This window comes from Pseudomonas sp. CK-NBRI-02 (assembly GCF_008124495.1).
GTDB classification, from domain to species: Bacteria; Pseudomonadota; Gammaproteobacteria; order Pseudomonadales; family Pseudomonadaceae; genus Aquipseudomonas; species Aquipseudomonas guariconensis.
The window spans coordinates 96837-122362 of record NZ_VSJH01000007.1; the positions used below are offsets into that span (position 1 = coordinate 96837).

21 protein-coding genes and 5 tRNA genes are annotated in these 25526 nt (G+C 61.9%); 2 read left to right on the top strand and 24 right to left on the bottom strand.

All coding sequences use genetic code 11. From position 1 onward, the window contains the following. Positions 1-5: 5 nt before the first annotated feature. The 10 genes from DQ397_RS07195 to phnN all read right to left on the bottom strand — a co-directional run bounded on the left by DQ397_RS07195 (position 6) and on the right by phnN (position 10211). The gene (locus DQ397_RS07195; RefSeq protein ID WP_043210960.1) at positions 6-1319 is read right to left on the bottom strand and encodes a cytochrome c; all 1314 of its coding nucleotides are present in this window, start codon (positions 1317-1319) and stop codon (positions 6-8) included. Between the two features lie 10 nt (positions 1320-1329). Further along, positions 1330-3117 (bottom strand): GMC family oxidoreductase, encoded by a 1788-nt coding sequence (locus DQ397_RS07200; protein WP_043210963.1) that lies wholly within the window; start codon positions 3115-3117, stop codon positions 1330-1332. A 1-nt stretch (position 3118) separates the two neighbouring features. Continuing rightward, positions 3119-3874, bottom strand: a complete 756-nt coding sequence (locus DQ397_RS07205) for a gluconate 2-dehydrogenase subunit 3 family protein (RefSeq protein ID WP_043210965.1) — start codon at positions 3872-3874, stop codon at positions 3119-3121. A 144-nt stretch (positions 3875-4018) separates the two neighbouring features. Continuing rightward, complete coding sequence (locus DQ397_RS07210; protein WP_043210968.1) at positions 4019-5005, bottom strand: D-glycerate dehydrogenase; 987 nt, start codon at positions 5003-5005, stop codon at positions 4019-4021. 9 nt (positions 5006-5014) lie between these two features. Next, the gene (locus DQ397_RS07215; protein WP_043210970.1) at positions 5015-6292 is read right to left on the bottom strand and encodes an MFS transporter; all 1278 of its coding nucleotides are present in this window, start codon (positions 6290-6292) and stop codon (positions 5015-5017) included. A gap of 65 nt (positions 6293-6357) precedes the next feature. Then, the gene (locus DQ397_RS07220) at positions 6358-7311 is read right to left on the bottom strand and encodes a sugar kinase (protein ID WP_043210972.1); all 954 of its coding nucleotides are present in this window, start codon (positions 7309-7311) and stop codon (positions 6358-6360) included. Then, complete coding sequence (locus DQ397_RS07225) at positions 7304-8074, bottom strand: AP endonuclease (RefSeq protein ID WP_043210974.1); 771 nt, start codon at positions 8072-8074, stop codon at positions 7304-7306. Before DQ397_RS07225 ends, DQ397_RS07220 begins: the two co-directional genes overlap by 8 nt. An 82-nt stretch (positions 8075-8156) precedes the next feature. Continuing rightward, a complete protein-coding gene (locus DQ397_RS07230; RefSeq protein WP_043210991.1) occupies positions 8157-9170 on the bottom strand; it encodes a LacI family DNA-binding transcriptional regulator in 1014 nt (337 codons plus the stop codon). A gap of 172 nt (positions 9171-9342) precedes the next feature. Beyond that, positions 9343-9417, bottom strand: a tRNA-Arg gene (locus DQ397_RS07235). Positions 9418-9611: 194 nt separating this feature from the next. After that, entirely contained in the window at positions 9612-10211 is a 600-nt protein-coding gene (phnN, locus tag DQ397_RS07240) for a phosphonate metabolism protein/1,5-bisphosphokinase (PRPP-forming) PhnN (protein ID WP_043210976.1), read from the bottom strand. Between the two features lie 346 nt (positions 10212-10557). Here phnN and DQ397_RS07250 point away from each other — a divergent pair, with 346 nt between their 5' ends. Next, positions 10558-10884 carry an Arc family DNA-binding protein gene (locus tag DQ397_RS07250; RefSeq protein ID WP_003254499.1) on the top strand — a complete coding sequence of 109 codons (327 nt, stop codon included), beginning with the start codon at positions 10558-10560 and terminating at the stop codon, positions 10882-10884. Positions 10885-10952: 68 nt separating this feature from the next. Here the strand turns inward: DQ397_RS07250 and mgtE are convergent, their stop codons facing one another. The 8 genes from mgtE to alaS form a co-directional block, all read right to left on the bottom strand. Continuing rightward, positions 10953-12395 carry a magnesium transporter gene (gene mgtE, locus DQ397_RS07255; RefSeq protein WP_043210979.1) on the bottom strand — a complete coding sequence of 481 codons (1443 nt, stop codon included), beginning with the start codon at positions 12393-12395 and terminating at the stop codon, positions 10953-10955. Between the two features lie 401 nt (positions 12396-12796). After that, positions 12797-12873 (bottom strand) — tRNA-Arg (locus tag DQ397_RS07260). A gap of 73 nt (positions 12874-12946) precedes the next feature. After that, positions 12947-13023, bottom strand: a tRNA-Arg gene (locus DQ397_RS07265). A 73-nt stretch (positions 13024-13096) separates the two neighbouring features. Beyond that, positions 13097-13173 (bottom strand) — tRNA-Arg (locus tag DQ397_RS07270). A gap of 106 nt (positions 13174-13279) precedes the next feature. After that, positions 13280-13370: transfer RNA gene (locus tag DQ397_RS07275), tRNA-Ser, on the bottom strand. A gap of 72 nt (positions 13371-13442) precedes the next feature. Continuing rightward, entirely contained in the window at positions 13443-13631 is a 189-nt protein-coding gene (gene csrA / locus DQ397_RS07280) for a carbon storage regulator CsrA (protein ID WP_043209419.1), read from the bottom strand. A 167-nt stretch (positions 13632-13798) separates the two neighbouring features. Beyond that, a complete protein-coding gene (locus tag DQ397_RS07285) occupies positions 13799-15034 on the bottom strand; it encodes an aspartate kinase (RefSeq protein WP_043209416.1) in 1236 nt (411 codons plus the stop codon). An 86-nt stretch (positions 15035-15120) separates the two neighbouring features. After that, on the bottom strand, positions 15121-17745 hold the full coding sequence (gene alaS / locus DQ397_RS07290) for an alanine--tRNA ligase (protein WP_043209414.1): 2625 nt from the start codon (positions 17743-17745) through the stop codon (positions 15121-15123). 388 nt (positions 17746-18133) lie between these two features. On the opposite strand from alaS, the gene DQ397_RS07295 reads away from it, so the two are divergent. After that, complete coding sequence (locus DQ397_RS07295; protein ID WP_052352428.1) at positions 18134-18970, top strand: hypothetical protein; 837 nt, start codon at positions 18134-18136, stop codon at positions 18968-18970. Positions 18971-19128: 158 nt separating this feature from the next. Here DQ397_RS07295 and astE read toward each other — a convergent pair whose 3' ends face one another. The 6 genes from astE to aruF form a co-directional block, all read right to left on the bottom strand. Continuing rightward, positions 19129-20136 carry a succinylglutamate desuccinylase gene (astE, locus tag DQ397_RS07300; RefSeq protein WP_043209412.1) on the bottom strand — a complete coding sequence of 336 codons (1008 nt, stop codon included), beginning with the start codon at positions 20134-20136 and terminating at the stop codon, positions 19129-19131. Between the two features lie 11 nt (positions 20137-20147). Further along, positions 20148-20435, bottom strand: coding sequence for a hypothetical protein (locus DQ397_RS07305; protein ID WP_043209409.1), 288 nt, complete (start codon positions 20433-20435; stop codon positions 20148-20150). 13 nt (positions 20436-20448) lie between these two features. Then, positions 20449-21798, bottom strand: a complete 1350-nt coding sequence (astB, locus tag DQ397_RS07310; protein WP_043209408.1) for an N-succinylarginine dihydrolase — start codon at positions 21796-21798, stop codon at positions 20449-20451. A 23-nt stretch (positions 21799-21821) separates the two neighbouring features. Further along, positions 21822-23285 (bottom strand): succinylglutamate-semialdehyde dehydrogenase, encoded by a 1464-nt coding sequence (astD, locus tag DQ397_RS07315; protein WP_043209406.1) that lies wholly within the window; start codon positions 23283-23285, stop codon positions 21822-21824. Continuing rightward, positions 23286-24311 carry an arginine N-succinyltransferase gene (gene astA / locus DQ397_RS07320; protein WP_043209403.1) on the bottom strand — a complete coding sequence of 342 codons (1026 nt, stop codon included), beginning with the start codon at positions 24309-24311 and terminating at the stop codon, positions 23286-23288. An 81-nt stretch (positions 24312-24392) separates the two neighbouring features. Next, entirely contained in the window at positions 24393-25412 is a 1020-nt protein-coding gene (aruF, locus tag DQ397_RS07325; protein WP_043209401.1) for an arginine/ornithine succinyltransferase subunit alpha, read from the bottom strand. Positions 25413-25526: the final 114 nt, after the last annotated feature.

Sequence of the window (25526 nt, forward strand, 5' to 3'; positions counted from 1 at the left end):
TCACCTCACGGCTCCTTCACTCCTGTGGTATCGCCGATCAGCGACTGCGCCTTCAGTGCAGGCCGAGGCGCGGTGCGCAAATCAGCCACCTGGCTGGCCGTCACCGACGCTTCCTGGTTACCCCAACTGCTGCGAATGAAGTTGACCACATCGGCTACCTCCTGGTCCGTCATGCGCCAGGCGAAACCCGGCATGGTGAACGTCGATGGCGCAGTTGTCGTGGCCGGCAGGGTATAGCCGTCGAGCACGATGTGGATCAACGAGGTGGCATCAGCGCTCTGCAACACCGGGTTGCCCGCCAACGCCGGGAACACCCGCGCATAGCCCTTGCCATCGGTGCGATGACAGGCAGCGCAGTTGTCCACGTAGAGAGCCGCGCCGGGCTTGGTATCGTCCCCTTTCCACAATGCCTCGGCGACCTGGCGATCTTCCTGGAATGGCTTGTCGTCCGGATTCACCGGCGGCAAGGACTTCAGGTAGCGGGCAATGGCAGTCAGGTCGGCCTCGGTCATGTACTGCATGCTGTGCTCGACCACATCGCTCATGCCACCGAATACCGCGGTACGCTCGTTTCGCCCGGTCTTGAGGAAGGCGACGATTTGCGCCTCGCTCCAACTGCCCAGGCCATCCTTGTGATCCCCTCGCAGGTTCTTGGCGATCCAGCCTTCCAGCGGCGCGCTGCCGGAGAGGTAGGCATCCCCACCGGCAGCATCCAGGGCTTTTTCCTGCATGGTCAAAGCCCGGGGCGTATGGCAGGCGCCGCAGTGGCCAAGGCCTTCGACCAGGTAGGCGCCACGGGCCAGTACCGGGTCACGTCCTGCTGCGTCGAACGGTTTGACCTCAGGTGCGAACAAACCACGCCAGAACGCCAGCGGCCAGCGCATGCTCAGCGGCCAGGGGATATCGCTCTCTTTGTTTGCCTGCTCAACCGGCTGCACGCCGTGCATGAAATAGGCATACAAGGCCTTGATGTCGTCATCGCTGACCCGCGCATAGGACGGATAGGGCATGGCCGGATACAACGTGCTGCCGTTCAGCCCGATGCCCTGGCGCACGGCACGCTCGAAGTCTTCGAGGCTGTAGTCGCCAATGCCGGTCGGATCCGGGGTGATGTTGGTCGAATAGATCGTGCCGATGGGCGTCTGCATGGGCAGCCCACCGGCGAAGGGCTTGCCCCCCTTGGCGGTGTGGCAGGCCACGCAATCCCCAGCCCGGGCGAGGTATTCGCCCTGCTTGATCAAGGCCGGGTCGCTCATCTGGGCTGCGTGCAACAGGGTGCTGGCGCCCAGGCTCAGGGCGGCGATCAGAATACGTTTCATGGTCGGCCTCCTATGCCTGCACCAGCGGGCCGGGATTTTTCAGGTACTGCTCGCGAATGGCCCGCGCCGACCAGTACGTCAGCGCCGCTACCAGACCGGTGGGGTTGTAGCCCAGCCCTTGTGGGAAGGCCGAAGCGCCTGGCACGAACACGTTGTGGACATCCCAGCTTTGCAGGTACCGATTGATCGCGCTGGTCTTCGGATCGGTGCCCATGATCGCCCCGCCATTCAAATGAGTGGTCTGGTACACCGTGGCGTCGAAATGCTGACCGAACGCCTTCATCGACGCGGTGATCGCCTTGGGCCCCATGGCCTCGGCGATCTTGCGCATGCGCTCGACCATGAAGCGATTCATCTTCACGTCGTTGTCCTTCCAGTCGAAGGTCATGCGCAGCAGCGGCTGGCCGTAGGCGTCCTTGTACACCGGGTCCAGATCCAGGTAGTTGTCGCGATAGGACTGATGCGCACCATGGGCATCCATCGACAGCATGTGGCTGTAGCTATCGGCCACTGCGGCTTTCCAGGCGCTGCCCCATTTGGGCGTGCCCGGCGGCACCTTGGTACCGGAGATGGGTTTGGTCCCGGCCTGGTTGACCCAGAACGGCGAGCCGCCCACGAACCCTTCGGGGCCGTGGTCGAAGTTGTCGGCATTGAAATCGTCCACCGCCACGCCATTGCCCCCGGCGCCGATGAACGGGTTGGTGTGGTGGCTGTTCTTGTCGAAGAACGCCGTCACGGTGGAGAGGTTCTGGAAGGCGAAGTTGCGGCCCACGACGCCTTCATTGCTGATTGGATCGTACGGCTTGCCGATGCCCGAGAGCAGCATCAGGCGCACATTGTTGAACTGGAACGCACCGAGGATCACCAGGTCCGCCGGTTGCTCCACTTCACGGCCCTGGGCATCGACGTAGGTCACGCCGGTGGCGAGGTTCTTCTCGGCATTGAGGTTCACCCGCAGCACATGGGCATTGTTGCGCAGCTCGAAGTTCGACACCTGGCGCAGGGCCGGAAGAATGTTCACATTGGGCGATGCCTTGGAATACATGTAGCAGGCGTAGCCACTGCAGAATCCGCAGAAATTGCACGGCCCCATCTGCGCGCCGTAAGGGTTGGTGTAAGGCCCGGAGGTATTGGCCGAAGGCAGGTTGTAGGGGTGGTAGCCCACTTCCCGGGCAGCCTTCTCGAACAGCTGCGCCGAAACGGTGTTCTTTTGCGCCGGCAGCGGGAAGTCATCGGAGCGGTCCGCAGCGAACGGGTTGCCACCTTTGTCGCGGCCCACCACCTGGCCCTTGATCGTCCAGGCGGTGCCGGAGGTGCCAAAGACTTTTTCGGCGAAATCGAAGTACGGCTCGAGCTCTTCGTAGCTGACGCCAAAGTCCTGGATGGTCATGCCCTCAGGGATGAAAGCCTTGCCATAGCGTTCCTCGTAGTGGCTGCGCATGCGCAGTTCCATCGGGTCGACCCGAAAGTGCACGCCTGACCAGTGCAGCCCTGCCCCTCCGGTGCCTGTGCCAGGCAGGAAAGCGCCGAACTGGCGGTACGGGACGGCAAGGTCGTTCACGCTGTGGCGCAAGGTCACGGTTTCGCGAGAGATGTCCATGAACAGCTTCTTGCGCGAGTTGTAGGTCAGCTCGTCCATGGTCTGCGGATAGACCCCGTCCGGGTAGGTGTCACGGGCAGGGCCTCGCTCCAGCGCCACCACTTGCAAGCCTGCCTCGGTCAGCTCCTTGGCCATGATCGCGCCGGTCCAGCCGAACCCGACGATGACTGCATCGACTTTCTTCATCACTTGGGCCATCTCAACCTCGCTCGCCACTGATCGATACCGGCGGAAAGGGGTAACGCTCATCGCGCTCCACCCAATCCATGAAATCGGCGCGCGCGCCAGGGAAGCCAATCAGCTTCCAGCCGGCCAGCCCTTGGTTGCCACCGTGCAGTGGGTCACTGAAAAAGCCTTCGCGGGTATTGAGCCAGAGCATGGCGAAGAAGGTCACCGCCGGTACCGAGGCAAGTGCTGCCTGGCCGCTGTCCAACGCTTCCAGGGCTTGCTGCTGTTGGGCCGGGCCCAGCTCGGCGAACGGTTTGCCCCATTGCGCCTGGCACCAGGCATCGGTCTCCTGAATGCCCAGGCGGTAGATCTCCTGTGGGCTGAGCTTGAGCTGGTAGCCCAGTTCGGCCGGGGCATCCGGGCGGAACGGCCCCTGCATGTACCACAGGCCGCCGCTGCCATAGCGCGTATTGAGCTGACGGTCGATGAACTCCGGCACGCCGGCTTCGGCGGCGCCCGGGCCGAGTGCGTCGGATGGAATCAGCACGGCCACGGCGGCGCTGATGAAGGCCCACTCCTCGGCAGTGAAAAAGGTCGGCTGATAGGCACGCGCCCTTCCCTGTTCAGGAGCAGCGGCAGGTGAGGGATCGGCAGGCTTGGCGGTTTCAGCGAGCACCACGCTACCCATGCCGGTGCTGGCGAGGGTCGCCACCGGGATGAGCGTCAGGGATTTTCGCAAGAACTCGCGCCGCGCCGGTTGTGCGAAGGCAGGTTCGTCGTTGGACATGGCTCAGGTCTCTTCTTCAATAGGTCAATCAGGTCGTGCAAGGCATACGCTCCGTTGGTCGGGGCTGTTGTTTTGGGTAAAGCATAGACATCGGGGTTGTAGCGACGCCCTCGCAGGCAAGCCTGCGAGGGGGGGAACGCGGGATTACCCTGCCCGGCGCTCCCAGGCCTGGGGGTTGACCAGGTTCGCCGGACGCTCGCCTGCCAATGCCGCGAGCAGGTTGTCCACCGCACAGCGCGCCATGGCTTCACGGGTCTCCTCGGTGGCCGAGCCGATGTGCGGGGTCACCACCAGGTTGTCCAGTTGCAACAGCGGCGAGTTCGCCGGCAACGGCTCCTGCACGAAGACATCCAGCCCGGCACCGCGAATGCGCCGCTCACGCAAGGCCTGCAACACGGCAGGCTCGTCCAGCACGCGACCACGGGAGATGTTCACCAAGATCGCCGAAGGCTTCATCAAGGCCAGCTCAGGGGCACCGATGAGGTTCTCGGTTTGCGCGCTCAGGGGCACGCACAGGCAGACGAAATCCGACTCGGCCAACAAGGCCTGAAGACTTCGATGGCGTGCCCCGTAACGCGCCTCCACCTCGGGGCGCGGCTGGCGGGTGTGATACAGCACCTGCATGCCAAAACCAGCGTTGGCCCTGCGCGCCAAGGCCTCACCGATACGACCCATGCCGACGATACCGAGGGTCTTGCCATGCACGTCGCAACCAAACTGCGCAGGGCCTATCCCGGCGCGCCAATGGCCGTCGCGGATCCAGCCGTCCAGCTCCACGACCCGCCTTGCGCAGGCCAGCAGCAGGGCGAACCCGGTGTCGGCTGTGGTCTCGGTGAGCACGTCGGGGGTGTTGGTCAGCAAGACACCGCGCCGGTCCAGCTCAGCGATGTCGTAGTTGTCCACCCCCACCGAAACGCTGGAGACCACCTCCAGTTCCGGCGCCAGGTCGAGCAGTTCGTCGCCCAGGCGCAGGCTCGCACCCAGCAGGCCGTGGGCGCCTGGCAGTGCCGCGCGCAGGCGGGCCAGACCGTCGGCCGCGGGCGCCTCGACCAGCGTCACTTCGGTGTGGGCCTGCAAACGCTGCATGAGCTGATCGGACAGGCGTTTGTAGAGAACGATGCGTTTCTTCATGGTCGGATCCTATTGACTGGGCGCCAGGCGCGGGCGCTGCACCTGTTGCGAAGGGTTGAGAACGGCGGTCAGGGCCACAGCCACCAGCAGCGCGCCGCACATGAACAGGTAGGAGGCACCTGGGCCTCCCGTGGCGCCATTGAGGTAGCCCACCAACCACGAGCCGGAAAACGAGCCCAAGGCCCCCATGCTGTTGATCAGGGCCATGGCACCGCCGGCGACATTGCTCGGCAGCAGCTCCGGGACGATGGCGAAGAACGGGCCATAGGGGGCGTACATGCAGGCACCGGCAATCACCAGCAACGTGTAGGACCACCAGAAGTGCTCGGTGCCCAGAACATAGGAGCCATAGAACGCCAATGCGGCGATCAGCAATGGCGGCCAGACGAAGCGTTTGCGCTTTTGCATCCGGTCCGAGGCCCAGGACACGCCCAGCATGGCCAGCACCGCCCCCAGGTAGGGGACCGCCGACAGCCAGCCAGCGGTAACGATGTCCAGCGCGGCAGCCTGCTTGAGAATCGATGGCAGCCAGAGCACGAAGCCGTAGACCCCAATGCTCCAGCAGAAGTATTGCAACGACAGGATGATCACCTTGGGCGAGCGGAAGGCTTCGCGGTAGTTCTTCACCGGCTTGATGCCCTGCTGCTCTGCGGCCAGAGCCTCGCGCAGCGCTGCCTTGTCTTGCGCGGCCAGCCACTTGGCCTGTTCTGGGCGGTCATCCACCAGGCGCCACCAGATGAAGGCCCAGAGCACGGCAGGCAACCCTTCGATGATGAACATCCAGCGCCAGTCGAAGTGCTTGACCAGGTAGCCGGAAACCACCGACATCCAGAGGATGGTCACCGGGTTGCCGAGGATCAGGAAGGTATTGGCCCGTGAGCGCTCGGCCCGGGTGAACCAGTGGCACAGGTAGATCAGCATGGCCGGCATCACCGCCGCCTCGACCACACCCAACAAAAAGCGGATGCCGATCAACAGGTAGACGTCCTGGACCATGCCCGTGAGCGTCGCCAGCCCACCCCAAAGGATCAGGCTGACGAAAATGAGTTTCTTCACGCTGCGCTTTTCGGCATAGATGGCGCCGGGAACTTGAAAGAAGAAATAACCGAGAAAGAACAGCGCCCCCAGCAGCGAGGACAGGGCCGGGGTGATGTGCAAATCATCGGCCATGCCTGAGGCCGCCGCGAAACCGTAGTTGGCACGGTCGAGGTAAGCGAGGCTGTAGGTGATGAAGACGATCGGCATGATGTACCACCAACGCCGTGGAGCAATTCGGTCGATCTGCATGGTGTGTCTCCTGAGCTTTTTGTTCTTGTTGCAACAGGTGCCGGCCAGGCCGGCAGGTTCGGTCGTCATGCGCTCGCGCGCATCTCGAAATGGTCCAGCTCAAAGCGTTGCGGCAGCCCTTCCATGTCTCCGCGCGATTGCACAGCCCGGCTGCCACACCAGTTGCCGCGCGTCACGGCGCGACGCAGGTCGTGGCCTTCGAGCAAGGCGCTGATCACGCCGACGGCAAAGGCATCGCCCGCCCCCACCGTATCCACCACCTGGGCCACCGGGTGCGGCGCTACCATGCCCTCGGCGCCCGCGGTATTGCGGTAGTACGCGCCTTGTGCCCCAAGCTTGATTGCCACCTGCTGCACACCACGCTCCAAGTAGAAGCCGGCGATGGCCTCGGGTGACTGCCTGCCGGTCAGCAGACGCCCCTCCTCCAGGCCCGGTAGCACCCAGTCGGCCTTGATCGCCAGGGCATTGATTTCCTGCACCATGGTCTGCAAGTTCGGCCACAGCGACGGGCGTAGGTTCGGGTCGAAGGACACACTCCGCCCACAGGCACGCATGGCATCCAGCAAACGGTGGGAAAGTTCACGGCAAGATGCCGACAAGGCTGGTGGGATACCCGTGGCATGGAGGTGTCGCGCTTTGAGCAGGCTTGGCCGTAGCACAGCGGATGACAGGTGACTGGCCGCAGAGCCACGACGAAAATACTCGACCTGCGGATCTCGCCCGTCGTCGCAGCGGGCCTTGAGTTGAAAACCTGTCGGATGTTCAGGGTCGATTTCGACGTCGTCACAGCTCAGCCCCTCACGGCGCAGGCTGGCGAGCACGAAGGCGCCGAGAGAGTCGGCGCCCACCCGGCTCAGCCAGTTCACTTTCAGACCCAGGCGGGCCAGGCCGATGGCCACATTGCTGTCGGCTCCGGCGATGCGCTTGGCGAATCCCTTGACCTGGGCCAGATCGCCACACTGCTCGGCCACGAACATGGCCATGGTTTCGCCGAAGCAGAGCACGTCCCAGTCAGCCATGGCACACCTCCGCCTCGAGCGCGGCCAACTGCACAACCTGCTCACGCGTGAACGTCAATAGATCGTCACTCACCAGGGGGTACTCGATTGCCCGCGGCACGCCTGGGGCAAAACAGGCCATCAGCTCACGCCAATCGGCCAAATCGCTCGCTTGCGGCGGGATCGCCGCCCTGCGGCCATCGGTGCGGCGCTCGACGGCCTTGCAGTGCACGTAACGCACCCAGGGTCCCAAGGCCCGCGCGGCCTGCAGGGGACACTCGTCCTGCCAGTACCAGTTACCGATATCGAAGGTCATGCCCGGTGCCAGGCCTAGGTTCGCAGCACGCTGGAAGAAGCTCAGCAACGGCTGCAGACGCCCGCCTTGAACGGTCTGGTCGTTCTCCACGTAGAGGGCTGTCCCCTGCCCCAGCAATGGGCGCAAGGCCTGAAGGTCGCAACTCTCGCGATAGTGGCCGAGGGAGACCTTCAAGGCTACAGCGCCAACCTCGTTGGCCAATTGCAACCGTCCCGCCACGTGCGGCTCCAAACTGCCATCCTCGCGCCACAGCTCCAGCGGTGTGGAGAACAGGCTTTCCAGGCCCAGCGCCGCACTGGCACTGGCAAGTTCGGCGGCGTCAGGCCATGCCTCGAACAACTCCTCGCGCCACTCCACGCGACATGCACCGGCCGCAGCCAGCAGAGGCAGGTAAGCGAGCTGACCATGGTGGCGTACGGTATCGGCGCCGAAGCTCGACAGGCTGATGGAAACAGGGTTCGCGTGCATCGTTGTAGTCCTTGTTCTTGTCGAATGAAACCGGTTTCATTTCCAGGTAAAAAACAGCGCGACACGCAGGCCGCGCTGTTTTTCAGTCAATGGGTCGGCTGGAACCTCGAACGATGAGTTCAGCACGAAGGTCCAGGCGCCGGGCGGGCAATCGACTGCCTTGCATACGCTCCAGCAGGCACTGGAACGCGGCCGCGCCGATGCGCTCAGTGGGTTGTGCCAGGGCAGTGATGCCGCCCCCGACCAACGGGTACCAATCCAGATCATCGAGGGCGACCAGGCCCAGATTATGGAACGGATGCTCGGCACGTCGGTGCAGATGCCGCATGACTTCAAGGGTAGCCACACCGTTGCAGCTGAACAGCGCCTGCGGACCATAACCTGCGCCCGCCAAAAATCCTGCCAACTGCTCCGGCAGGCGACTGCTCACTTCCAGGACTTGACCGCGCATGCCGGGCCTGCGTGCGATGGACGCCTGGAACGCAGACACCCGCTCCTGACGCGAACTGGTGCCATCGAGGGGCTCGGTGACCGCCAGGATGTCGCGATAACCTTGCCGCTGCAGGTGCTCCAATGCTTGTTCGACGGCGTCGGTGTTGTCTAGCCCCACCAGGTCGGTCTGCAGCTCGGCCAGTTGTCGGTCCACCAACACCATCGGCAGCTCGCGGCCCAAGCTGGCCAACTCACCCGCATGGTGGCCAAGGGTGTTCACGATCAGACCATCGACGTTGTACGACTGCAGCGCCTGCAAGTGCAGGCACTCCTGTTCGTCATCGCAGTCGGTGTTGCACACCACCAAGCTGTAGCCATGCTGGCGGCAAGCCAGCTCGACGCCATGCATCACCGCCACGGAATAAGGGTTTCGGATATCGGCCAGCAGCATGCCGATCAGGCCGGTACGGCCTCGCTTGAGAGCGCTGGCCATACGATTGGGGCGATAACCGAGCCGTTCGATCACCGCCTCGATACGTTGGGCAGTGGCATCGGCGAGCAATTGCCGGTCGCCGCCGATGTAGCGCGAAACCGTAGCCTTGGAAACGCCGGCAGCCTGGGCTACCTCGCTGATGGTGACCCGCCCGCGGGCAGGCGCATGCATCTTGTTCACCCTATGACCTTCTTGTCTGTACTTATGGGCAGGGTTATGAAAACGGTTTCAATAAATCAGGGATACGGAATTCCGTCAATCGAAAATCCCAAGGGGGACTGATTGCTTGATGATCGGTGATGGGGGATGGGGGACGAAAAGGTAATGCAGCATTACCGAAAGATGGCGTCCCCGGCAGGAATCGAACCTGCATCAAGGCCTTAGGAGGGCCCCGTTCTATCCATTAAACTACGAGGACGGATAGCTGGACTCCCACACGGGGAGCTCCATTCAAGATGCTTCGCAGCAGCCAGACTGGTGTGCGAAGGCGGCGAGCATCTTAACCAGCGTTCAACCGTTTGTCATGCCTGAATCGGCTTTTTAGCCGTAGCCCTTTTCAGCAAAGCAAGACTGCTCAGGCCCGCAGGAACGGCACCTCCAAGCGGGTCATGCCTAGACAGCCGGCTGCGCGATCACGCCCTCCTCGACCAGCAAGCGCAGCAAGGCCTTGACGGTATCGGCCAGGGAAGTCGAGTTGTCCAGCACATGCACGTCAGGGTCATCTCCGGCCTGCAACAGGGCACTGCGCGCCAGGCGCTGCTCGACCTGCTCCACTGACTCCCGCCCCCTGGTCAACAGCCGCTCACGAAGCACCTGGGGCGCCACTTCCAGGCGAATGGCCAGCAGGTTTGGATACCGCCGGCGCGCTTCTGGCAAATAACCACGAGACCCATTGACCAAGACATGGCGACCACTGGACAGCCATTCATTCACCTGCACCGGAATCCCATACTGCAGGCCGTTGGCCTGCCAGTGCATGGCAAATTCCCCGTCCTCGCACATCTGCTCGAACACCTCGGGGCTGACGCTAAGGGCAGCCTCCCCCCTGGACTCGGCCGATCGGGTAATGACGCGTCTGGCGACTTCGACGCCGTTTTCGAGTAAATGCACGCGCGCAGCATCAATAAGGGAATCTTTTCCCGATCCAGACGGTCCTATCAGAAATATCAGGCGACCTCCCAGCCGGGACGTCCCGCTTGCGTCATGTCGCATAGCCACTATGCTCAAATGAGGGAACCTGCATATTTTAAGGATTTTCTATAGCCATTGCTGATTTTTGACAGATTTTGGCGGCAATAAACTGACAGCCTCACGAGTCGAAAAAAGCAAAACTTTTCAAACCAGTACTCATTTCTGATAATTGGTACTGGCAAAAAGCCTTTATTCGGATCACTATTTGTCACAGAATTGACGCCAATGAAACGGCGGCCATAGGGCAAGATGAGCACCCAGATTTGAGAACACGGTTGAACATTTTGTCACCGCCACGGTCGTAGCCACCACCGTGCGGCCAATTTGAGAACCGCTTCCCCTGAACCAGAAAAACCGGTCAATGTATATGCGCCCAATGAAACAGGCTATCTATTCAAGCCGCACCGCTGACAAGTTCGTCGTCCGCCTGCCAGACGGAATGCGTGAGCGCATTGCCGAGGTAGCGCGCAACCACCACCGCAGCATGAACTCCGAGATCATCGCACGCCTGGAACAAAGCCTTATCCAGGAAGGTGCGCTGGGCGACGAGCTCAGCATGCGCCTGGACAGTCCCGAGCTGAGTCTGCATGAGCGCGAGCTGCTGCAGCGCTTCCGCCAACTCTCCCACCGCCAGCAGAACGCGCTGGTCGCCCTCATCGCTCACGATGTGGAAATGGCTGCAGACGCTTCCTGAGTTTTGCACCACCCATAAAAAAGCCAGCTCAATGCTGGCTTTTTTTATTGCAGATCTGGTCCGGATGCTCAGAGCAGGAACAAGGTGGCCAACCCTAAAAAGATGAAGAAACCACCACTGTCGGTCACGGCAGTGATCATGACACTCGACCCCATCGCTGGGTCGCGCCCCAGACGGGTCAGGGTCATCGGAATGAGTACCCCCATCAACGCAGCCAGCAACAGGTTCAGCGTCATCGCGCCGGTCATCACCAGCCCCAGCGACCAACTGCCATAAAGCCAGAAGGCCACTGCACCTATCACCCCACCCCAGATCAGGCCATTGAGCAGCGAAACCGCCAGCTCCTTGCGCATCAGACGACCGGTATTACCCGGCGAGACTTGGTCCAGTGCCATGGCACGTACGATCATGGTGATCGTCTGGTTACCAGAGTTGCCACCAATACCCGCAACGATCGGCATCAAGGCGGCCAGGGCGACCAGCTTCTCGATGGAGCCTTCGAACAGGCCAATGACCCGCGAAGCCACGAAGGCGGTGATCAGGTTAATGGCCAGCCATGCCCAGCGGTTACGCAGCGAACGCCAGACCGAAGCGAAGATGTCTTCTTCTTCGCGCAGACCCGCCATGTTGAGCACTTCGCTCTCACTCTCCTCGCGGATGAGGTCGACCATTTCATCGATGGTCAGACGACCGATCAAACGGTCACTTTTGTCCACGACTGGCGCGGAAATCAAATCGTATCGTTCGAAGGCCTGGGCGGCATCATAGGCATCTTCCTCGGGATGGAAGGTCACCGGGTCATTGGCCATGACCTCCGCGACTTTCTTTTCCGGGTCGTTGACCAGCAGACGCTTGATCGGCAGCACGCCTTTGAGGATGCCGTCGTAGTCGACCACGAACAGTTTGTCGGTATGGCCAGGCAGCTCCTTGAGCCGGCGCAAGTAACGCAACACCACTTCCAGGCTGACGTCTTCGCGGATGGTCACCATCTCGAAGTCCATCAGCGCACCGACCTGCTCCTCGTCGTAGCTCAGGGCCGAGCGTACGCGCTCACGCTGCTGCGCATCGAGGCTTTCCATTAGCTCATGGACAACATCTCGCGGCAATTCCGGCGCCAAGTCGGCCAGTTCGTCCGCATCCATCTCCTTGGCGGCCGCGAGCAACTCGTGATCGTCCATGTCGGCGATCAAGGTCTGGCGTACGGCGTCGGAGACTTCGAGCAAGATGTCGCCGTCACGCTCGGAGCGCACCAACTGCCATACCGTCAGACGGTCTTCCAGCGGAAGAGCTTCAAGAATATAGGCGATGTCGGCGGGGTGCAGGTCGTCGAGCTTGCGCTGCAGCTCGACCAGGTTCTGACGGTGGACAAGGTTTTCCACCAGATCGTGGTGGTGACCTTCCTGACGGTGCGTCAGGTCCTCGACCACCCGCTGGCGCTGCAACAGTTCGATCACCTGGGCCAGGCGATCCTGCAGGCTCTCTTGGGCTTTCTTTACTTCTACTTCGGTCATAGGCGAACTCCACTCCCAGCAGCGGAGCACGCCGGGAGAATCAATCGGTCAGATCTAGCTTGGTAAATCGTGTTATCGAGTAACTACTGGGTAAGTCCATGGTGGTATTCCACTAGCCCCGGCGGGGCTGACGGGCGCAATCATACACTGCATCAGCTGTCAGATCGCTTAAAATTTTGGCCAGAACAATCGTTTGCGCGATAAAGCTACGACAACGCTCGAAACCAACAGTGCGACGGCGGCAAAAAAGAAAAAAGCACATACGACAGAATGTGTCAGACCTGTGCAACACCTGTTCTTGAGGGCATCGCACCTGGAATGAGCTTAGTTCGACATTGCTGACAATTCAGCGACACGGAAAAACAAAAAGCCCGCTCTAATCGAGCGGGCTTCTTGGTGTGTGGCGGACTCAGGAGGATTCGAACCTCCGACCGCTCGGTTCGTAGCCGAGTACTCTATCCAGCTGAGCTATGAGTCCGTAGGTGGTATTTTTTAGACCAGGTTACCACTGGTGAATGAACTGCTTTGACTTAACAAAACCGCCCATTAAATGGCGGACTCAGGAGGATTCGAACCTCCGACCGCTCGGTTCGTAGCCGAGTACTCTATCCAGCTGAGCTATGAGTCCGTAGGTGGTATTTTTTAGACCAGGTTACCACTGGTGAATGAACTGCTTTGACTTAACAAAACCGCCCATTAAATGGCGGACTCAGGAGGATTCGAACCTCCGACCGCTCGGTTCGTAGCCGAGTACTCTATCCAGCTGAGCTATGAGTCCGTGTCTTGCCGTGCATTATAGTTCGCTGAATCGCTTTGCCAAGCACTTTTTCGTTTAATTTCAACGACTTAAGTGATCTGCCAATTACAGCGCCCTACACGAAAAATGGCGGTGAAGGGGGGATTCGAACCCCCGATACCCTTATGAGGTATACTCCCTTAGCAGGGGAGCGCCTTCGGCCACTCGGCCACCTCACCGCAACACGGGGCGTATAATAACCAGACCCTTCCCCGTTTGCAAACCCTTTTTTGAAAAAAAATCGATAAAAATTAAAGGGTTGGTTCTTCGTCCTTCTCTTTCTTGATCCGCAGGTAGATTTCTTCGCGGTGAACGGCCACTTCTTTAGGGGCGCTCACACCAATACGCACCTGGTTGCCTTTCACACCCAGGACCGTCACGGTGATCTCACCGTCTCCAATGATCAGGCTCTCGGCGCACCGACGAGTCAGAATCAACATAACTTTCTCCTCACGCAATTCAATCAGGGACAACAGTCTGTAATGGGCAGGGCCTAGGCCGGGAAAGCAGCAGGCCCAGGTGAGCCATCGCGCGAGGCAGGACAGGTACCTGCGCAACAGCCAGAAACGCGAAGGGCGCGGCAAGCCGCGCCCCTCCAGGCAGCGTCTTACTCGCCCTGTCGGGCAGGAGCGTCAAGTTCGAACGCGGTGTGCAGCGCGCGAACAGCCAGCTCCAGATACTTCTCTTCGATGACGACCGAGACTTTGATCTCGGAGGTGGAGATCATCTGGATGTTGATGCTCTCCTTGGCCAGGGCTTCGAACATGCGGCTGGCGACACCCGCGTGGGAGCGCATGCCGACGCCGACGATGGAAACCTTGGCGATGTTGGTGTCGCCGATCACTTCACGGGCGCCGATTTCACGGGCGGTGTTCTCCAGCACGCTATGCGCCTTCTCGTACTCGTTGCGGTGCACGGTGAAGGTGAAGTCGGTGGTGTTATCGTGCGAGACGTTCTGCACGATCATGTCGACTTCGATGTTCGCCGCGCTGATCGGACCGAGGATCTTGAAGGCAACGCCGGGGGTATCCGGCACGCCGCGAATGGTCAGCTTGGCTTCATCACGGTTGAAGGCGATACCGGAAATGATCGGCTGTTCCATGGATTCCTCTTCATCAATGGTAATGAGGGTACCCGGACCCTCCTTGAAGCTGTGCAGCACGCGCAGCGGAACGTTGTACTTGCCTGCGAACTCGACCGAGCGGATCTGCAGCACCTTGGAGCCGAGGCTGGCCATTTCCAGCATCTCCTCAAAGGTGATCTTCTCCAGGCGCTGTGCCTGTGGCACCACGCGCGGGTCGGTGGTGTAGACACCATCGACATCGGTGTAGATCTGGCACTCATCAGCCTTGAGCGCTGCCGCCAGGGCCACGCCGGTGGTGTCGGAGCCGCCACGACCGAGGGTAGTGATGTTGCCGTGCTCATCGACCCCCTGGAAACCTGCCACCACGACTACGCGACCGGCCTTGAGGTCGGCGCGAATCTTCTGGTCGTCGATCTGCAGGATGCGCGCCTTGTTGTGCGCACTATCGGTGAGGATTCGCACCTGGTTGCCGGTGTAGGACACTGCCGGCACGCCACGCTTGATCAGGGCCATGGTCAACAGGGCAATAGTCACCTGTTCGCCAGTCGATACGATCACATCCAGCTCACGCGGGACGGGATGATCGGTAATCTGCTTGGCCAGGTCGATCAGGCGATTGGTTTCTCCGCTCATGGCCGAAAGCACTACCACCAGGTCGGTGCCTTGGTCGCGGAATTTCTTGACCTTGTCGGCAACCTGCTCGATCCGCTCGATGGAACCGACAGAGGTGCCGCCAAATTTCTGTACGATCAACGCCATTTCAAAGCTGCCTCAGCCCACGATGGGCACCCAATAAACAATCCATCACGCCAAGGCCCACTACTAGACAGTGGGCCTCGGTCATCTCAAAGCCCCTGCTCGGCGAACGGCACGGCCAGGGCCAGGGCATCGTCCAGCGCAGCGACGTCGACGCCACCACCCTGGGCCATGTCCGGACGGCCACCGCCCTTGCCACCGACTTTCGCAGCGGCCTGTTTCATCAGGTCACCAGCCTTGAGTTGGCTGGAGAGGTCCTTGGTCACGCCGGCCACCAGCACGACCTTGCCCTCATGCTCGCTGCCCAGCAGGATCACTGCGTGGCCGAGCTTGTTCTTCAGCTGATCGACCAGGGCCAACAGAGCCTTGCCGTCCTGCCCATCCAGGCGAGCGGCGAGAACCTTGGCGCCCTTAACCTCAACGGCCGCATTGGAGAGATCGTCCCCGGCGGCGCTGGCGGCCTTGGCCTGCAGCTGCTCGAGCTGCTTTTCCAGCTGACGGTTGCGCTCGAGCACAGCCGACAGCTTGTCGATCAGGTTGTCACGATTGCCCTTGACCAGCTGCGCGGCTTCCTTGACCTGCTCTTCGGCAGCGTTCAGGTAGGCCAGCGCGGCGGCGCCGGTGATCGCTTCGATACGGCGTACGCCAGAGGCCACGCCGCCCTCGCTGATGATCTTGAACAGGCTGATATCACCGGTACGCTTGGCATGGATACCGCCGCACAGCTCCACCGAGAAGTCGCCACCCATGGTCAGCACGCGCACGGTATCGCCGTACTTCTCGCCGAACAGGGCCATGGCGCCCTTGCGCTTGGCGGTTTCGATGTCGGTGATCTCGGTTTCCACCGCAGTATTCTTGCGCACTTCGCGGTTGACGATGTCTTCCAGCGCCTTGATCTGTTCAGGCTTCACCGCCTCGAAGTGGCTGAAGTCGAAACGCAGGCGCTGGCTGTCGACCAACGAACCCTTCTGCTGGACATGCTCGCCCAGTACTTGGCGCAGCGCTTCGTGCAGCAGGTGAGTGGCGGAGTGGTTCAGCGAGGTGGCGTGCTGCACGTCGGCATCGACCTGCGCCGCGACCTCGGCACCCACGCTCAGCGCGCCACTGGCGACAACGCCGTGGTGCAGGAAGGCGCCACCGGTCTTGGTGGTGTCACGCACATCGAAACGCATGTCGCCGGCCTGCAGGTAACCGGTGTCACCTACCTGGCCGCCGGATTCGGCGTAGAACGGGGTGCGATCCAGGATCACGACGCCCTGCTCGCCTTCGCCCAGTCGCTCGACGGACTGACCATCCTTGTACAGGGCAACGACCTTGCCCTTGCCTTCGGTGGTGCTGTAGCCGAGGAAGTCAGTGGCTACATCGACCTTCACCAGGCTGTTGTAGTCCATGCCGAAGGCGCTGGCGGAGCGGGCACGCTCGCGCTGGGCCTCCATCTCGCGCTCGAAGCCGGCTTCGTCGATGGTCAGTTCGCGCTCACGGGCGATGTCAGCAGTGAGGTCCATGGGGAAACCGTAGGTGTCGTACAGTTTGAACACCACGTCACCTGGCACTACGTCACCCTTGAGCTGGGCCAAGTCCTGTTCGAGGATGCGCAGGCCTTGTTCCAGGGTCTTGGCGAACTGCTCTTCCTCGGTCTTGAGAACGCGCTCGATGTGCGCCTGCTGGGCTTTGAGCTCAGGGAAGGCGTCGCCCATTTCGGCCACCAAGGCCGCGACGATCTGGTAGAAGAAGCTGCCCTTGGCGCCGAGCTTGTTACCGTGACGGCATGCACGACGGATGATGCGGCGCAACACATAGCCGCGGCCCTCGTTGGAGGGCAGTACACCATCGGCGATCAGGAAGCCGCAGGAACGGATGTGGTCGGCGACAACTTTCAGCGAAGGTTGATCGTCGTTGCTGCAACCGATGGCCTTGGCCGCGGCGGCCAGCAGACTGCGGAACAGGTCGATCTCGTAGTTCGAGTGCACGTGCTGCATGACCGCACTGATGCGCTCCAGGCCCATCCCAGTGTCCACCGACGGGGCCGGCAGCGGGTGCAGGACGCCATCGGCGGTGCGGTTGAACTGCATGAAGACGTTGTTCCAGATCTCGATGTAGCGGTCGCCGTCCTCTTCTGGCGAGCCGGGTGGGCCGCCCCAGATGTCCGGGCCGTGATCGTAGAAGATCTCGGTGCATGGACCGCATGGGCCGGTGTCGCCCATGGTCCAGAAGTTGTCGGAAGCGTACGGCGCCCCCTTGTTGTCACCGATGCGCACCATGCGCTCGGCCGGTACGCCGACTTCCTTGGTCCAGATGTCGTAGGCTTCGTCGTCGCTGGCGTAGACGGTGACCCAGAGCTTTTCCTTCGGCAGGTTCAGCCACTTATCGGAGGTCAGGAAGGTCCAGGCGAAGGTAATGGCATCGCGCTTGAAGTAGTCGCCGAAGCTGAAGTTGCCCAGCATTTCGAAGAACGTGTGGTGACGAGCGGTATAACCGACGTTTTCCAGGTCGTTGTGCTTGCCGCCGGCGCGTACGCACTTCTGGCTGCTCACGGCACGGGTGTAGGCGCGCTTCTCCGCACCCAGGAAGCAGTCCTTGAACTGGTTCATGCCTGCGTTGGTGAACAGCAGGGTCGGGTCGTTGTTCGGGATCAGCGAACTGGAGGCGACTCGGGTATGTCCCTGCTCTTCGAAGAAGCGAAGGAAGGCTTCACGGATTTCGGCGCTTTTCATAGGTTCTTCCACGGAAACGGCGGCCCTAAGGGGCAAACACGTCGACGAAACGACGGCAAAGGGCCGCATTATATCGGTCCTGCAAGCAAGGTGCAGTGTGTTTATGCGATAGAAAGCGTCGTTTCGACGGCTTTTAAGGCGCTTGCAAATTAAAAAGACATGGCCGGATGCTAAATGCAGCCTTTCGCCACTGGCAAGCCCATTACCGCCCAAGGGAATGGAAAATGGAACAGACGGTGAATGAAAAGGTTTTTATCAGAGATTGGCGGCCAGAATCGGACTGTCCCCCCATTAGCACAGGGGCCACCCTTTCGGCCCTACATGTATAGCGACGCGTCCGCCCTCTACCGGCTTAGCCTGCCCTCCCCATTCAAAGGAGGTCACGCTGATGACAACCCAAGCAGCAAACGCACAGATCATCGATGGCAACGGCAAAGTTCAGGAAGTCGCTATCGGCGAGATGGACGAGGCCATCGCCTACGACAATCCGACCGAGTCACAGCTCACCGCAGCACGGGTCTATTTCAACTACGAGCTGTTTGATCTCTACAAGGCAAGCAATGTCCATGTTCAGCGCAGGCTCATCGAAGCGATCGACGCCGGGACTGTGGCCGGCACACTCGACGAAATCCTGGTCTGGCTCACCACCACCGACGTGACACTGCGCCAGGAAGGCGCCTTCACCCTGCAAGCCGATGGCCAGCCTTTGACCATCCAACAAGCCTCGCCGAAGCAGCGCATTCATCTGCTGTTCATGGGCACGGAAGCCCCGGCGCATCTCACCGAGGGCATCACCCTTCCTCTGCGCGTGGACGGCAACGCAGGCGCGCAGGCGCAATTCGAGGTCACGGCGATCGACCATCTGTTTCTCTACGGCACACCGCAGTTCCAGGAAAGGGTATTTGAGCAGTTGGCCTTGCTGCCAGGCTATCCGCAGCTCAGCCGGCTATTGGATACGGCGCGCAAGCAGTACGCCACGGTGCCTGACATCGTATTGATGCAATGCCATGCAGGCCCGCCCCAACAGGGCCCCGGCTTCGACCTGCACAGGGCGATGCCGGACAAGTACGCCCATCTGTTGAGCGGAAACTACACGGTCGTGCTCTATGATCCCTACGATGCAGAAGGCCTCGACGGGCTCACCACGCTCCTGCGGATGCTGCAACACGCATACGACACCCTGGCGTCCGGCATGTTGTTCCCAGCCCCAACGCAGGGCGACTGACCACCTCAAGGCCGGCTGAGACCGGCACCGGACACAATGAAAACCCCTGCCCTGAGGCCGCTTTTGGCCTTGGGGCAAGGTTCAGGATCTGGGTATGAGCTTGGCCAAAGAAAGGCGCGGACGCGCCAGGCCTGGAAGTACGAGAGTCTGCGAACGCGTCAGCCAAGCTCACCGGCCAACGCAGGCACGATCAAGATGCCAGCGCGCAGCCCATTCCTGACCTTGGGGTTGGGGAAAATGATGCGCGCGCCCTCCTCCTCGACGACCCAGCGCATTTCAGCCAGGTCTTCAGCCAGCAGGTAGCCCTTGCTGAGCTCAGAGAAGTTTTCGATGTCAGCGGGCAGGTGCAGGTGGAAGTTATCGCTGTGCTTGATGATCTCGCGGGCGACGCTGAACAGCTGCAATCCATCGAGGCTCTCTTCGCCCTCAGGCTCGTTGCCCTCGATGATCTGCAACAGGCGAGCCTGCAAGCGGTCTAGGTTGACTTGCTGGTTATGACCAAACGGCCGCGCCTTGCCCAGCTCCAGCGTGAACGCCTCGGCTTCCAGTTGCTCGTAGGTGAAAGCACTGAAGGTGATCGATGACTTGTTCTGCAGCAACACCGCTTCCATCCCCGCGGCGTTCAGGCGAGCCAGCTCACGACGGGAATGGCGACGCCCTTCCTTGTACGGATACAGCGCGAACTGCTCGATCTTCGAACCCCGGATCGCCGTGTGCAGGTCGTAATGCAGGCGGGTACGCCCCGGCAGGCTGAAGAACACCCGGGCGAACTGCTCCAGCTCTGCCGCGCGCAAGGCCTCGGGGCCACTGGAGAGTTCATGCCGACCGTTGAACAGGCGGTTGATGTCTTGCTCGACGTAACGCTCGCCCTTGCGGATCGCCTCGGGATTGCCGAACAGGAACAATACACGCGCCCGTGGCTTGATCTCGCCACGGGCCACACCGTGGAGGAGCTCGTCGAGCAGTTCAATGGGTGCGGTTTCATTGCCGTGGATGCCGGCCGACAGCAGCAGGTCCAGGCCATTGTCCTTGCCTTCGGGCGGACGTACCTCAAGGGCGCCCTCCCCCAGCCAGCGCAAGCGCACGCCCTCGACCGTCACTTGCGTTTTCTCGGCCGGTTCATGATCGGCCAGGGTCAGGTCAAGCAGTTTTCCGAGGGCGAGCATAGGGCGTTTCCTTAGTGATGGTGACCGCAATCCGGGCCATGCACGTGATCGTCGTCACCGACTTCAGCCGGCTCCATTTCCAGTTGCAGGCTGACCAGGTTGGTCGCCATGGGGCGCAGCAGCAGGTTGGCGTATTCGGTATCGCCTTCCTCCACGTCGACGCCGATCAGCAGCTGGCCGCGGCCATCCTGCTGGATCCAGACTTCCTTGCCCTGCCAGACCACAGCAAAGCGAGTGCAGGAGGTTTCCAGCTGGGTACCATCGTTGTCTTCAAGGATCAGCCGCAGGGCATCGGACATTACAAGTTCTCTCTCAAGGTTGGCGTTGGAACGGATAGACCGAACCCAGTTTCAGGATTTGGGTCAGCTCATCCAGTGCCGTACGGCATTCGTCCAGCAGTTGCGGGTCGGCCAGGTCCGCTTCGCTCAGGCGATCGCGGTAGTGCTTGTCGACCCACTGGACCAAGGTATCGTACAGCGGCGCGGTCATGATAACGCCTGGATTGACCGCTGCCAGTTCGTTGTCCTTCAAAGCGACCCGCAGACGCAGGCAAGCCGGGCCACCGCCGTTCTGCATGCTCTGCTTGAGGTCGAACACCTTGACTTCCTTCACCGGGCCACCCTGGCTGGTCAACTGCCCCAGGTAGGACCATACCCGCTCGTTGTTACGGCACTCCTCCGGCACCACCAACAACATGGAGCCATCATTCCGGCTGAGCAGCTGGCTATTGAACAGGTAGGAGCGCACCGCGTCCTCCACCGTCACCTCGGCCCGCGGCACACGGATCGCCTGGAAGTTGCCGCCCTTGCTGGCCAGTTTAGCCTGCAACTGGCCAAGCACCGTATCGGTCTCGAGGAAGGCATCCTCGTGATAGAACAGCACTTCGCCATTGCCTACCGAAATCACGTCGTTGTGGAACACACCCTGATCGATCACCGCCGGGTTCTGTTGAGCGTAGACCACACCGTCATCGGCGAGCCCGTGCAGCCGTGCCACAGCCTGGGACGCTTCCAGGGTCTGGCGCGCCGGGTACTTCTGCGGCGCCGGGTACCGGCTGTCGAAGGCGCTGCGCCCGTAGACGAAGAACTCAACGCCTGGCTCGCCATAGGTACGGCAGAAGCGCGTGTGGTTGGCCGCACCTTCGTCACCGAATTGGGCGACTGCCGGCAGGGCCTGGTGGTGGGCGAAGTGCTTTTCGTCCGCGAACATGGCGCCCAGCACACGGCTGGTGGTGGGATGCTCGATACTGCGGTGGTACTTGCAGTTCAGGTTGGCAGCGGTGAAATGCACGCGGCCATCGGCGGTGTCGGCGCTAGGGCTGACGGTCGCGGCGTTGGCCACCCACATGCTCGAGGCCGAGCAGCTTGCCACCAGCAGAGGCATGGCCTCTTTCGCCGCGCGGCGGATCACCTCGGCGTCGCTGCCGCTGAAGCCCAGGCGACGCAAGGCTGCAACGTCCGGACGCTCCTGCGGGGCCAGCACGCCTTGCTTGAAGCCCATGTCGGCCAGAGCCTTCATCTTCGCCAAGCCTTGGCGCGCCGCTTCACGCGGGTTGGACTGCTGCTGGCTGTTGCTCTGCGAAGCCACGTTGCCGTAGGACAGACCACCATAGTTGTGGGTAGGCCCCACCAGGCCATCAAAATTCACTTCGTAGGATTTCATCGGCTAGGCTCCGAGACCTGTTGTTATAGGGTGACGCCCGGCGTCAGGGTCGCCGGCAGAGTGAGGCTCGCGGTCTCCAGCGAAGCCACTGGGTAGGCGCAATAATCAGCCGCGTAATAGGCGCTGGCGCGGTGGTTGCCGCTGGCCCCGACGCCACCGAACGGCGCGCTGCTGGCGGCGCCGGTCAGTTGTTTGTTCCAGTTGACGATGCCGGCGCGACTGCGCAGCCAGAAGTACTGGTAGCGCGCCCGGGAGTCCGACAGCAGCCCTGCGGCCAGGCCGTACTGGGTGTTGTTGGCCTCGTCGATCGCGGCATCGAAGCCGCTGTAGCGGATCACTTGCAGCAGGGGGCCGAAAAATTCTTCGTCCGGGCGGCCAGCCACAGCAGTGACGTCGATGATGCCGGGGGTCAGCAGGGCAGCGCCGGCTTGTGGCTGGGTCATCTCCAGCAGCGCCACGGCGCCTTTACCCAGCAACTCGGCCTGGGCATCCAGCAGTGCGCGGGCGGCCTGCAGCGAAATCACCGACCCCATGAACGGCGCCGGTTGCTGGTCGAACGCGCCGACACTGATGGCACGGCTGACTTCGACCAGACGCGCCAGCAGCGCGTCACCCCAGGCGCCTTGAGGCACCAGCAGGCGGCGAGCGCAGGTGCAGCGCTGGCCGGCGGAAATGAAGGCAGACTGGATGATGGTATAGACGGCAGCGTCCAGGTCCTGGACCTCGTCCACCACCAACGGGTTGTTGCCGCCCATCTCCAGGGCGAGGATCTTGTCCGGACGACCAGCGAACTGCTGGTGCAACAGGTTGCCGGTACGGCTGGAGCCGGTGAAGAACAGACCATCGATACCGGGATTGGCGGCCAGCGCGACACCGGTCTCACGGGCGCCTTGCACCAGGTTGAGCACGCCTGCCGGCAGCCCCGCCTCGATCCAACACTTGACGGTCAGCTCGGCCACCTTGGGGGTCAGCTCACTGGGTTTGAACACCACGCAATTGCCCGCCAGCAAGGCCGGGACGATGTGGCCGTTGGGCAGGTGCCCAGGGAAGTTGTAAGGGCCGAACACCGCCACCACGCCGTGGGGTTTGTGTCGCAGCACGGCAGTGGCGTCGGCCAGTGGCCCACTCTTCTCGCCCGTACGCTCACGGTAGCTCTGCACCGAGATGGCCACTTTGTTGACCATGCTGGTGACTTCGGTGGCCGATTCCCACAGAGGCTTGCCGGTTTCCTCGCCGATGCAGCGGGCCAGGGCGTCACCATTGGCCTTGAGCTTTTCGGCAAAGGCTTCCAGCACACCGATGCGCGCATCCAGGCTCAACTGCGCCCAGGCTGGAAAGGCCTGGCGTGCGGCCTGCACGGCTGCCTGCACCTGCGCCTCGTCGGCCCCCTGCCCCTCCCAGACTACGGCCTGGGTCACCGGGTTGAGCGATTGCAGGGCCTGGCCCTGCCCGGCCTGCCATTGGCCGGCGATGTAATGGGTCGTCATTTAATTGGCCTCCCGGCTAGCGGACAGCGTCACGGCGCGCACACTGTCGCCGGCCCCCAGGCGCAGGCGCTTGGCGGTCTGTGGATCGACCACCAAAGTGCCAGCCGCCAGGCGTGCCGGCGCCGCGGTGATGCGGCAGTCCTCGCGCTTGCGGTTATGAATCAGATAAGGGGTCGCATCGTCGCCTGGCGTCCCGACCGCCAGCACCAGGGTCTGGCTTTCGCGCACGGCACGGATCTTCGAGGTTTCGCATTCGATGGCCGGGCCGGCGTCGAAGATGTCGACATAGCCCTGGTAACTGAAGCCTTCGCGCTTGAGCATGGCCAGCGCAGGCTCGGTGTCGGGGTGCACACGACCGATGATGTTGCGCGCAGCCTCCGACAGGAAGCAGGTATACAGCGGGAACTTGGGCATCAGTTCTGCGATGAAGGACTTGTTGCCTACACCGGTAAGGTAGTCGGCCTGGCTGAACTCCATCTTGAAGAAGTGCCGCCCCAGGCTCTCCCAGAATGGCGAACGACCGTTCTCGTCGGACATGCCACGCATTTCGGCGATGATCTTGTTGCCGAACAGCTCTGGGAATTCGGCGATGAACAGCATGCGCGCCTTGGACAACAGGCGGCCATTGAGGCCGCTGCGGTAGTCGCCCCGCAGGAACAGGGAGCACAGCTCGGAGTTGCCCGTCAGGTCGTTGGCCAGGAACAGGGTCGGGATCTCGCGATAGATCTTCAGTTCCTGGGAGGCGCTGACGGTCAGGCCGACGCGGTAGTTGTACCAAGGCTCGCGCAGTCCCACGGCGCCGGCGATGGCGCAGATGCCGACCACCAGGCCTTCGTCGTTCTCCAGCACGAACAGGTAGTCGGTATCAGCGCGCTCGGCCTCGCCACGGAAGCTCTTCTCGGCCCAGCCGACACGGTGTCCGAGGCGACCTTCGTTGGCCGGCAAGGTGGTCAGGCCGGTGCCGGTGCTGCGTGCCAATTCGATCAGCGCGGGTAAGTCGCTGCTGCGTACGGGACGAACGATCATGCTATCTCCTTGTGCGGCGGCTCGTGCCTACCGCGAATCTCTCTGAACCGGCGCCCCGACACGGGCGGGCCGGGCGCAGGCTTAGACGGCGACCAGGCGGACACTGCCGCCCTCACCGACCCCCAGGGCATCAGCGGCTTCGTGGCTGAGGCTGACCGGTTTACCCGGCACCCAGTCCAGCTCCAGCAGCACGGCGCGGTAATCCTGCAACTGGCCGTTGCAGACCAGATAGGCGCGCCCGCCCTTGATCGGGCTATCGTCGAGTTTTACCGGCACCACCCGGCTCTGGGCGATCGAGCGGATGCCCGAGGTGCGCGCGTGCAACGTCGGGCCACCGTCGAAGATGTCGATGTAGTGCTCGGTCTCGAAGCCTTCGCGCATGAGGATGTCGAAGGTGATCTGCGCTCGCGGATGGACCTGGCCCATGGCCTCCTGAGCCTCATCGGCCAGCAGCGGCACGTAGATCGGGTAGTGCGGCATCAGTTCGGCGAGGAAGGTGCGGCTCTTCAGGCCACACAGGCGCTCGGCGTCGGCGTAGTTGAGGTCGAAGAAGTTGCGACCGATGGCGTCCCAGAACGGCGACTCCCCCTGCTCGTCGCTGTAGCCGACGATCTCGGTGACCACCGAATCGGCAAAGCGCTCCGGATGCGAAGCCATGAACAGCAGACGACCGCGGGAGTTGAGTTCGGCGAAGGCGCTGTTCACCAACTCCGGCAGCACGTAGAAGCTGGTCAGCAGGCTGTTGCCAGTCAGGTCGTGGCACAACGACAGGACGTGGATCTTGTTGTGGATCTTCAGCTCGCGCGAGGCGTGCACGAAGGTCTCGTTACGAAAACTGTAGAACGGCTCGGAGTAGCCCGCCGAGGCGACGATCGCCGAGCAACCGACGAGCTTGCCGGTTTCGTTGTCCTCAAGGACGAAGAAGTAGCTTTCTTCGCCGTTGAAGCTCACTTCGGCGGCAAAGGACGTTTCCGAGGCGGCGATCTTGTCGCCCAGGCGACCGGCGTCGTCGGGCAGCGAGGTGACACCAATGGGGCTGTCGGCAGCCATGCGCTGCACTTCGTTCAGATCCGCCATTTGCGCGGGGCGCATCACCAGCATGGTGTCACTCCTTTGGGAAAACAGGCCGACGCATCGGCACGGAAAAACAACGGGCGCGCTACTTCGTTGGAAAGCGGGCGCCCGCGCAGAAATTCGGGTATCGCCAGCCCCGAC

Excerpts from the sequence above, each read along its gene's own strand:
- DQ397_RS07220 (WP_043210972.1), bottom strand. The coding sequence starts at position 7,311 with ATGGCTGACTGGGACGTGCTCTGCTTCGGCGAAACCATGGCCATGTTC.
- astE (WP_043209412.1), bottom strand. The coding sequence starts at position 20,136 with ATGCTCGCCCTCGGAAAACTGCTTGACCTGACCCTGGCCGATCATGAA.
- csrA (WP_043209419.1), bottom strand. The coding sequence starts at position 13,631 with ATGTTGATTCTGACTCGTCGGTGCGCCGAGAGCCTGATCATTGGAGAC.
- DQ397_RS07205 (WP_043210965.1), bottom strand. The coding sequence starts at position 3,874 with ATGTCCAACGACGAACCTGCCTTCGCACAACCGGCGCGGCGCGAGTTC.
- DQ397_RS07285 (WP_043209416.1), bottom strand. The coding sequence starts at position 15,034 with ATGGCGTTGATCGTACAGAAATTTGGCGGCACCTCTGTCGGTTCCATC.
- aruF (WP_043209401.1), bottom strand. The coding sequence starts at position 25,412 with ATGCTGGTGATGCGCCCCGCGCAAATGGCGGATCTGAACGAAGTGCAG.
- DQ397_RS07225 (WP_043210974.1), bottom strand. The coding sequence starts at position 8,074 with ATGCACGCGAACCCTGTTTCCATCAGCCTGTCGAGCTTCGGCGCCGAT.
- astA (WP_043209403.1), bottom strand. The coding sequence starts at position 24,311 with ATGATCGTTCGTCCCGTACGCAGCAGCGACTTACCCGCGCTGATCGAA.
- DQ397_RS07295 (WP_052352428.1), top strand. The coding sequence starts at position 18,134 with ATGACAACCCAAGCAGCAAACGCACAGATCATCGATGGCAACGGCAAA.
- DQ397_RS07195 (WP_043210960.1), bottom strand. The coding sequence starts at position 1,319 with ATGAAACGTATTCTGATCGCCGCCCTGAGCCTGGGCGCCAGCACCCTG.
- phnN (WP_043210976.1), bottom strand. The coding sequence starts at position 10,211 with ATGCGACATGACGCAAGCGGGACGTCCCGGCTGGGAGGTCGCCTGATA.
- astD (WP_043209406.1), bottom strand. The coding sequence starts at position 23,285 with ATGACGACCCATTACATCGCCGGCCAATGGCAGGCCGGGCAGGGCCAG.
- DQ397_RS07230 (WP_043210991.1), bottom strand. The coding sequence starts at position 9,170 with ATGCATGCGCCTGCCCGCGGGCGGGTCACCATCAGCGAGGTAGCCCAG.
- DQ397_RS07215 (WP_043210970.1), bottom strand. The coding sequence starts at position 6,292 with ATGCAGATCGACCGAATTGCTCCACGGCGTTGGTGGTACATCATGCCG.
- astB (WP_043209408.1), bottom strand. The coding sequence starts at position 21,798 with ATGAAATCCTACGAAGTGAATTTTGATGGCCTGGTGGGGCCTACCCAC.
- mgtE (WP_043210979.1), bottom strand. The coding sequence starts at position 12,395 with ATGACCGAAGTAGAAGTAAAGAAAGCCCAAGAGAGCCTGCAGGATCGC.
- DQ397_RS07250 (WP_003254499.1), top strand. The coding sequence starts at position 10,558 with ATGCGCCCAATGAAACAGGCTATCTATTCAAGCCGCACCGCTGACAAG.
- DQ397_RS07305 (WP_043209409.1), bottom strand. The coding sequence starts at position 20,435 with ATGTCCGATGCCCTGCGGCTGATCCTTGAAGACAACGATGGTACCCAG.
- alaS (WP_043209414.1), bottom strand. The coding sequence starts at position 17,745 with ATGAAAAGCGCCGAAATCCGTGAAGCCTTCCTTCGCTTCTTCGAAGAG.
- DQ397_RS07200 (WP_043210963.1), bottom strand. The coding sequence starts at position 3,117 with ATGGCCCAAGTGATGAAGAAAGTCGATGCAGTCATCGTCGGGTTCGGC.
- DQ397_RS07210 (WP_043210968.1), bottom strand. The coding sequence starts at position 5,005 with ATGAAGAAACGCATCGTTCTCTACAAACGCCTGTCCGATCAGCTCATG.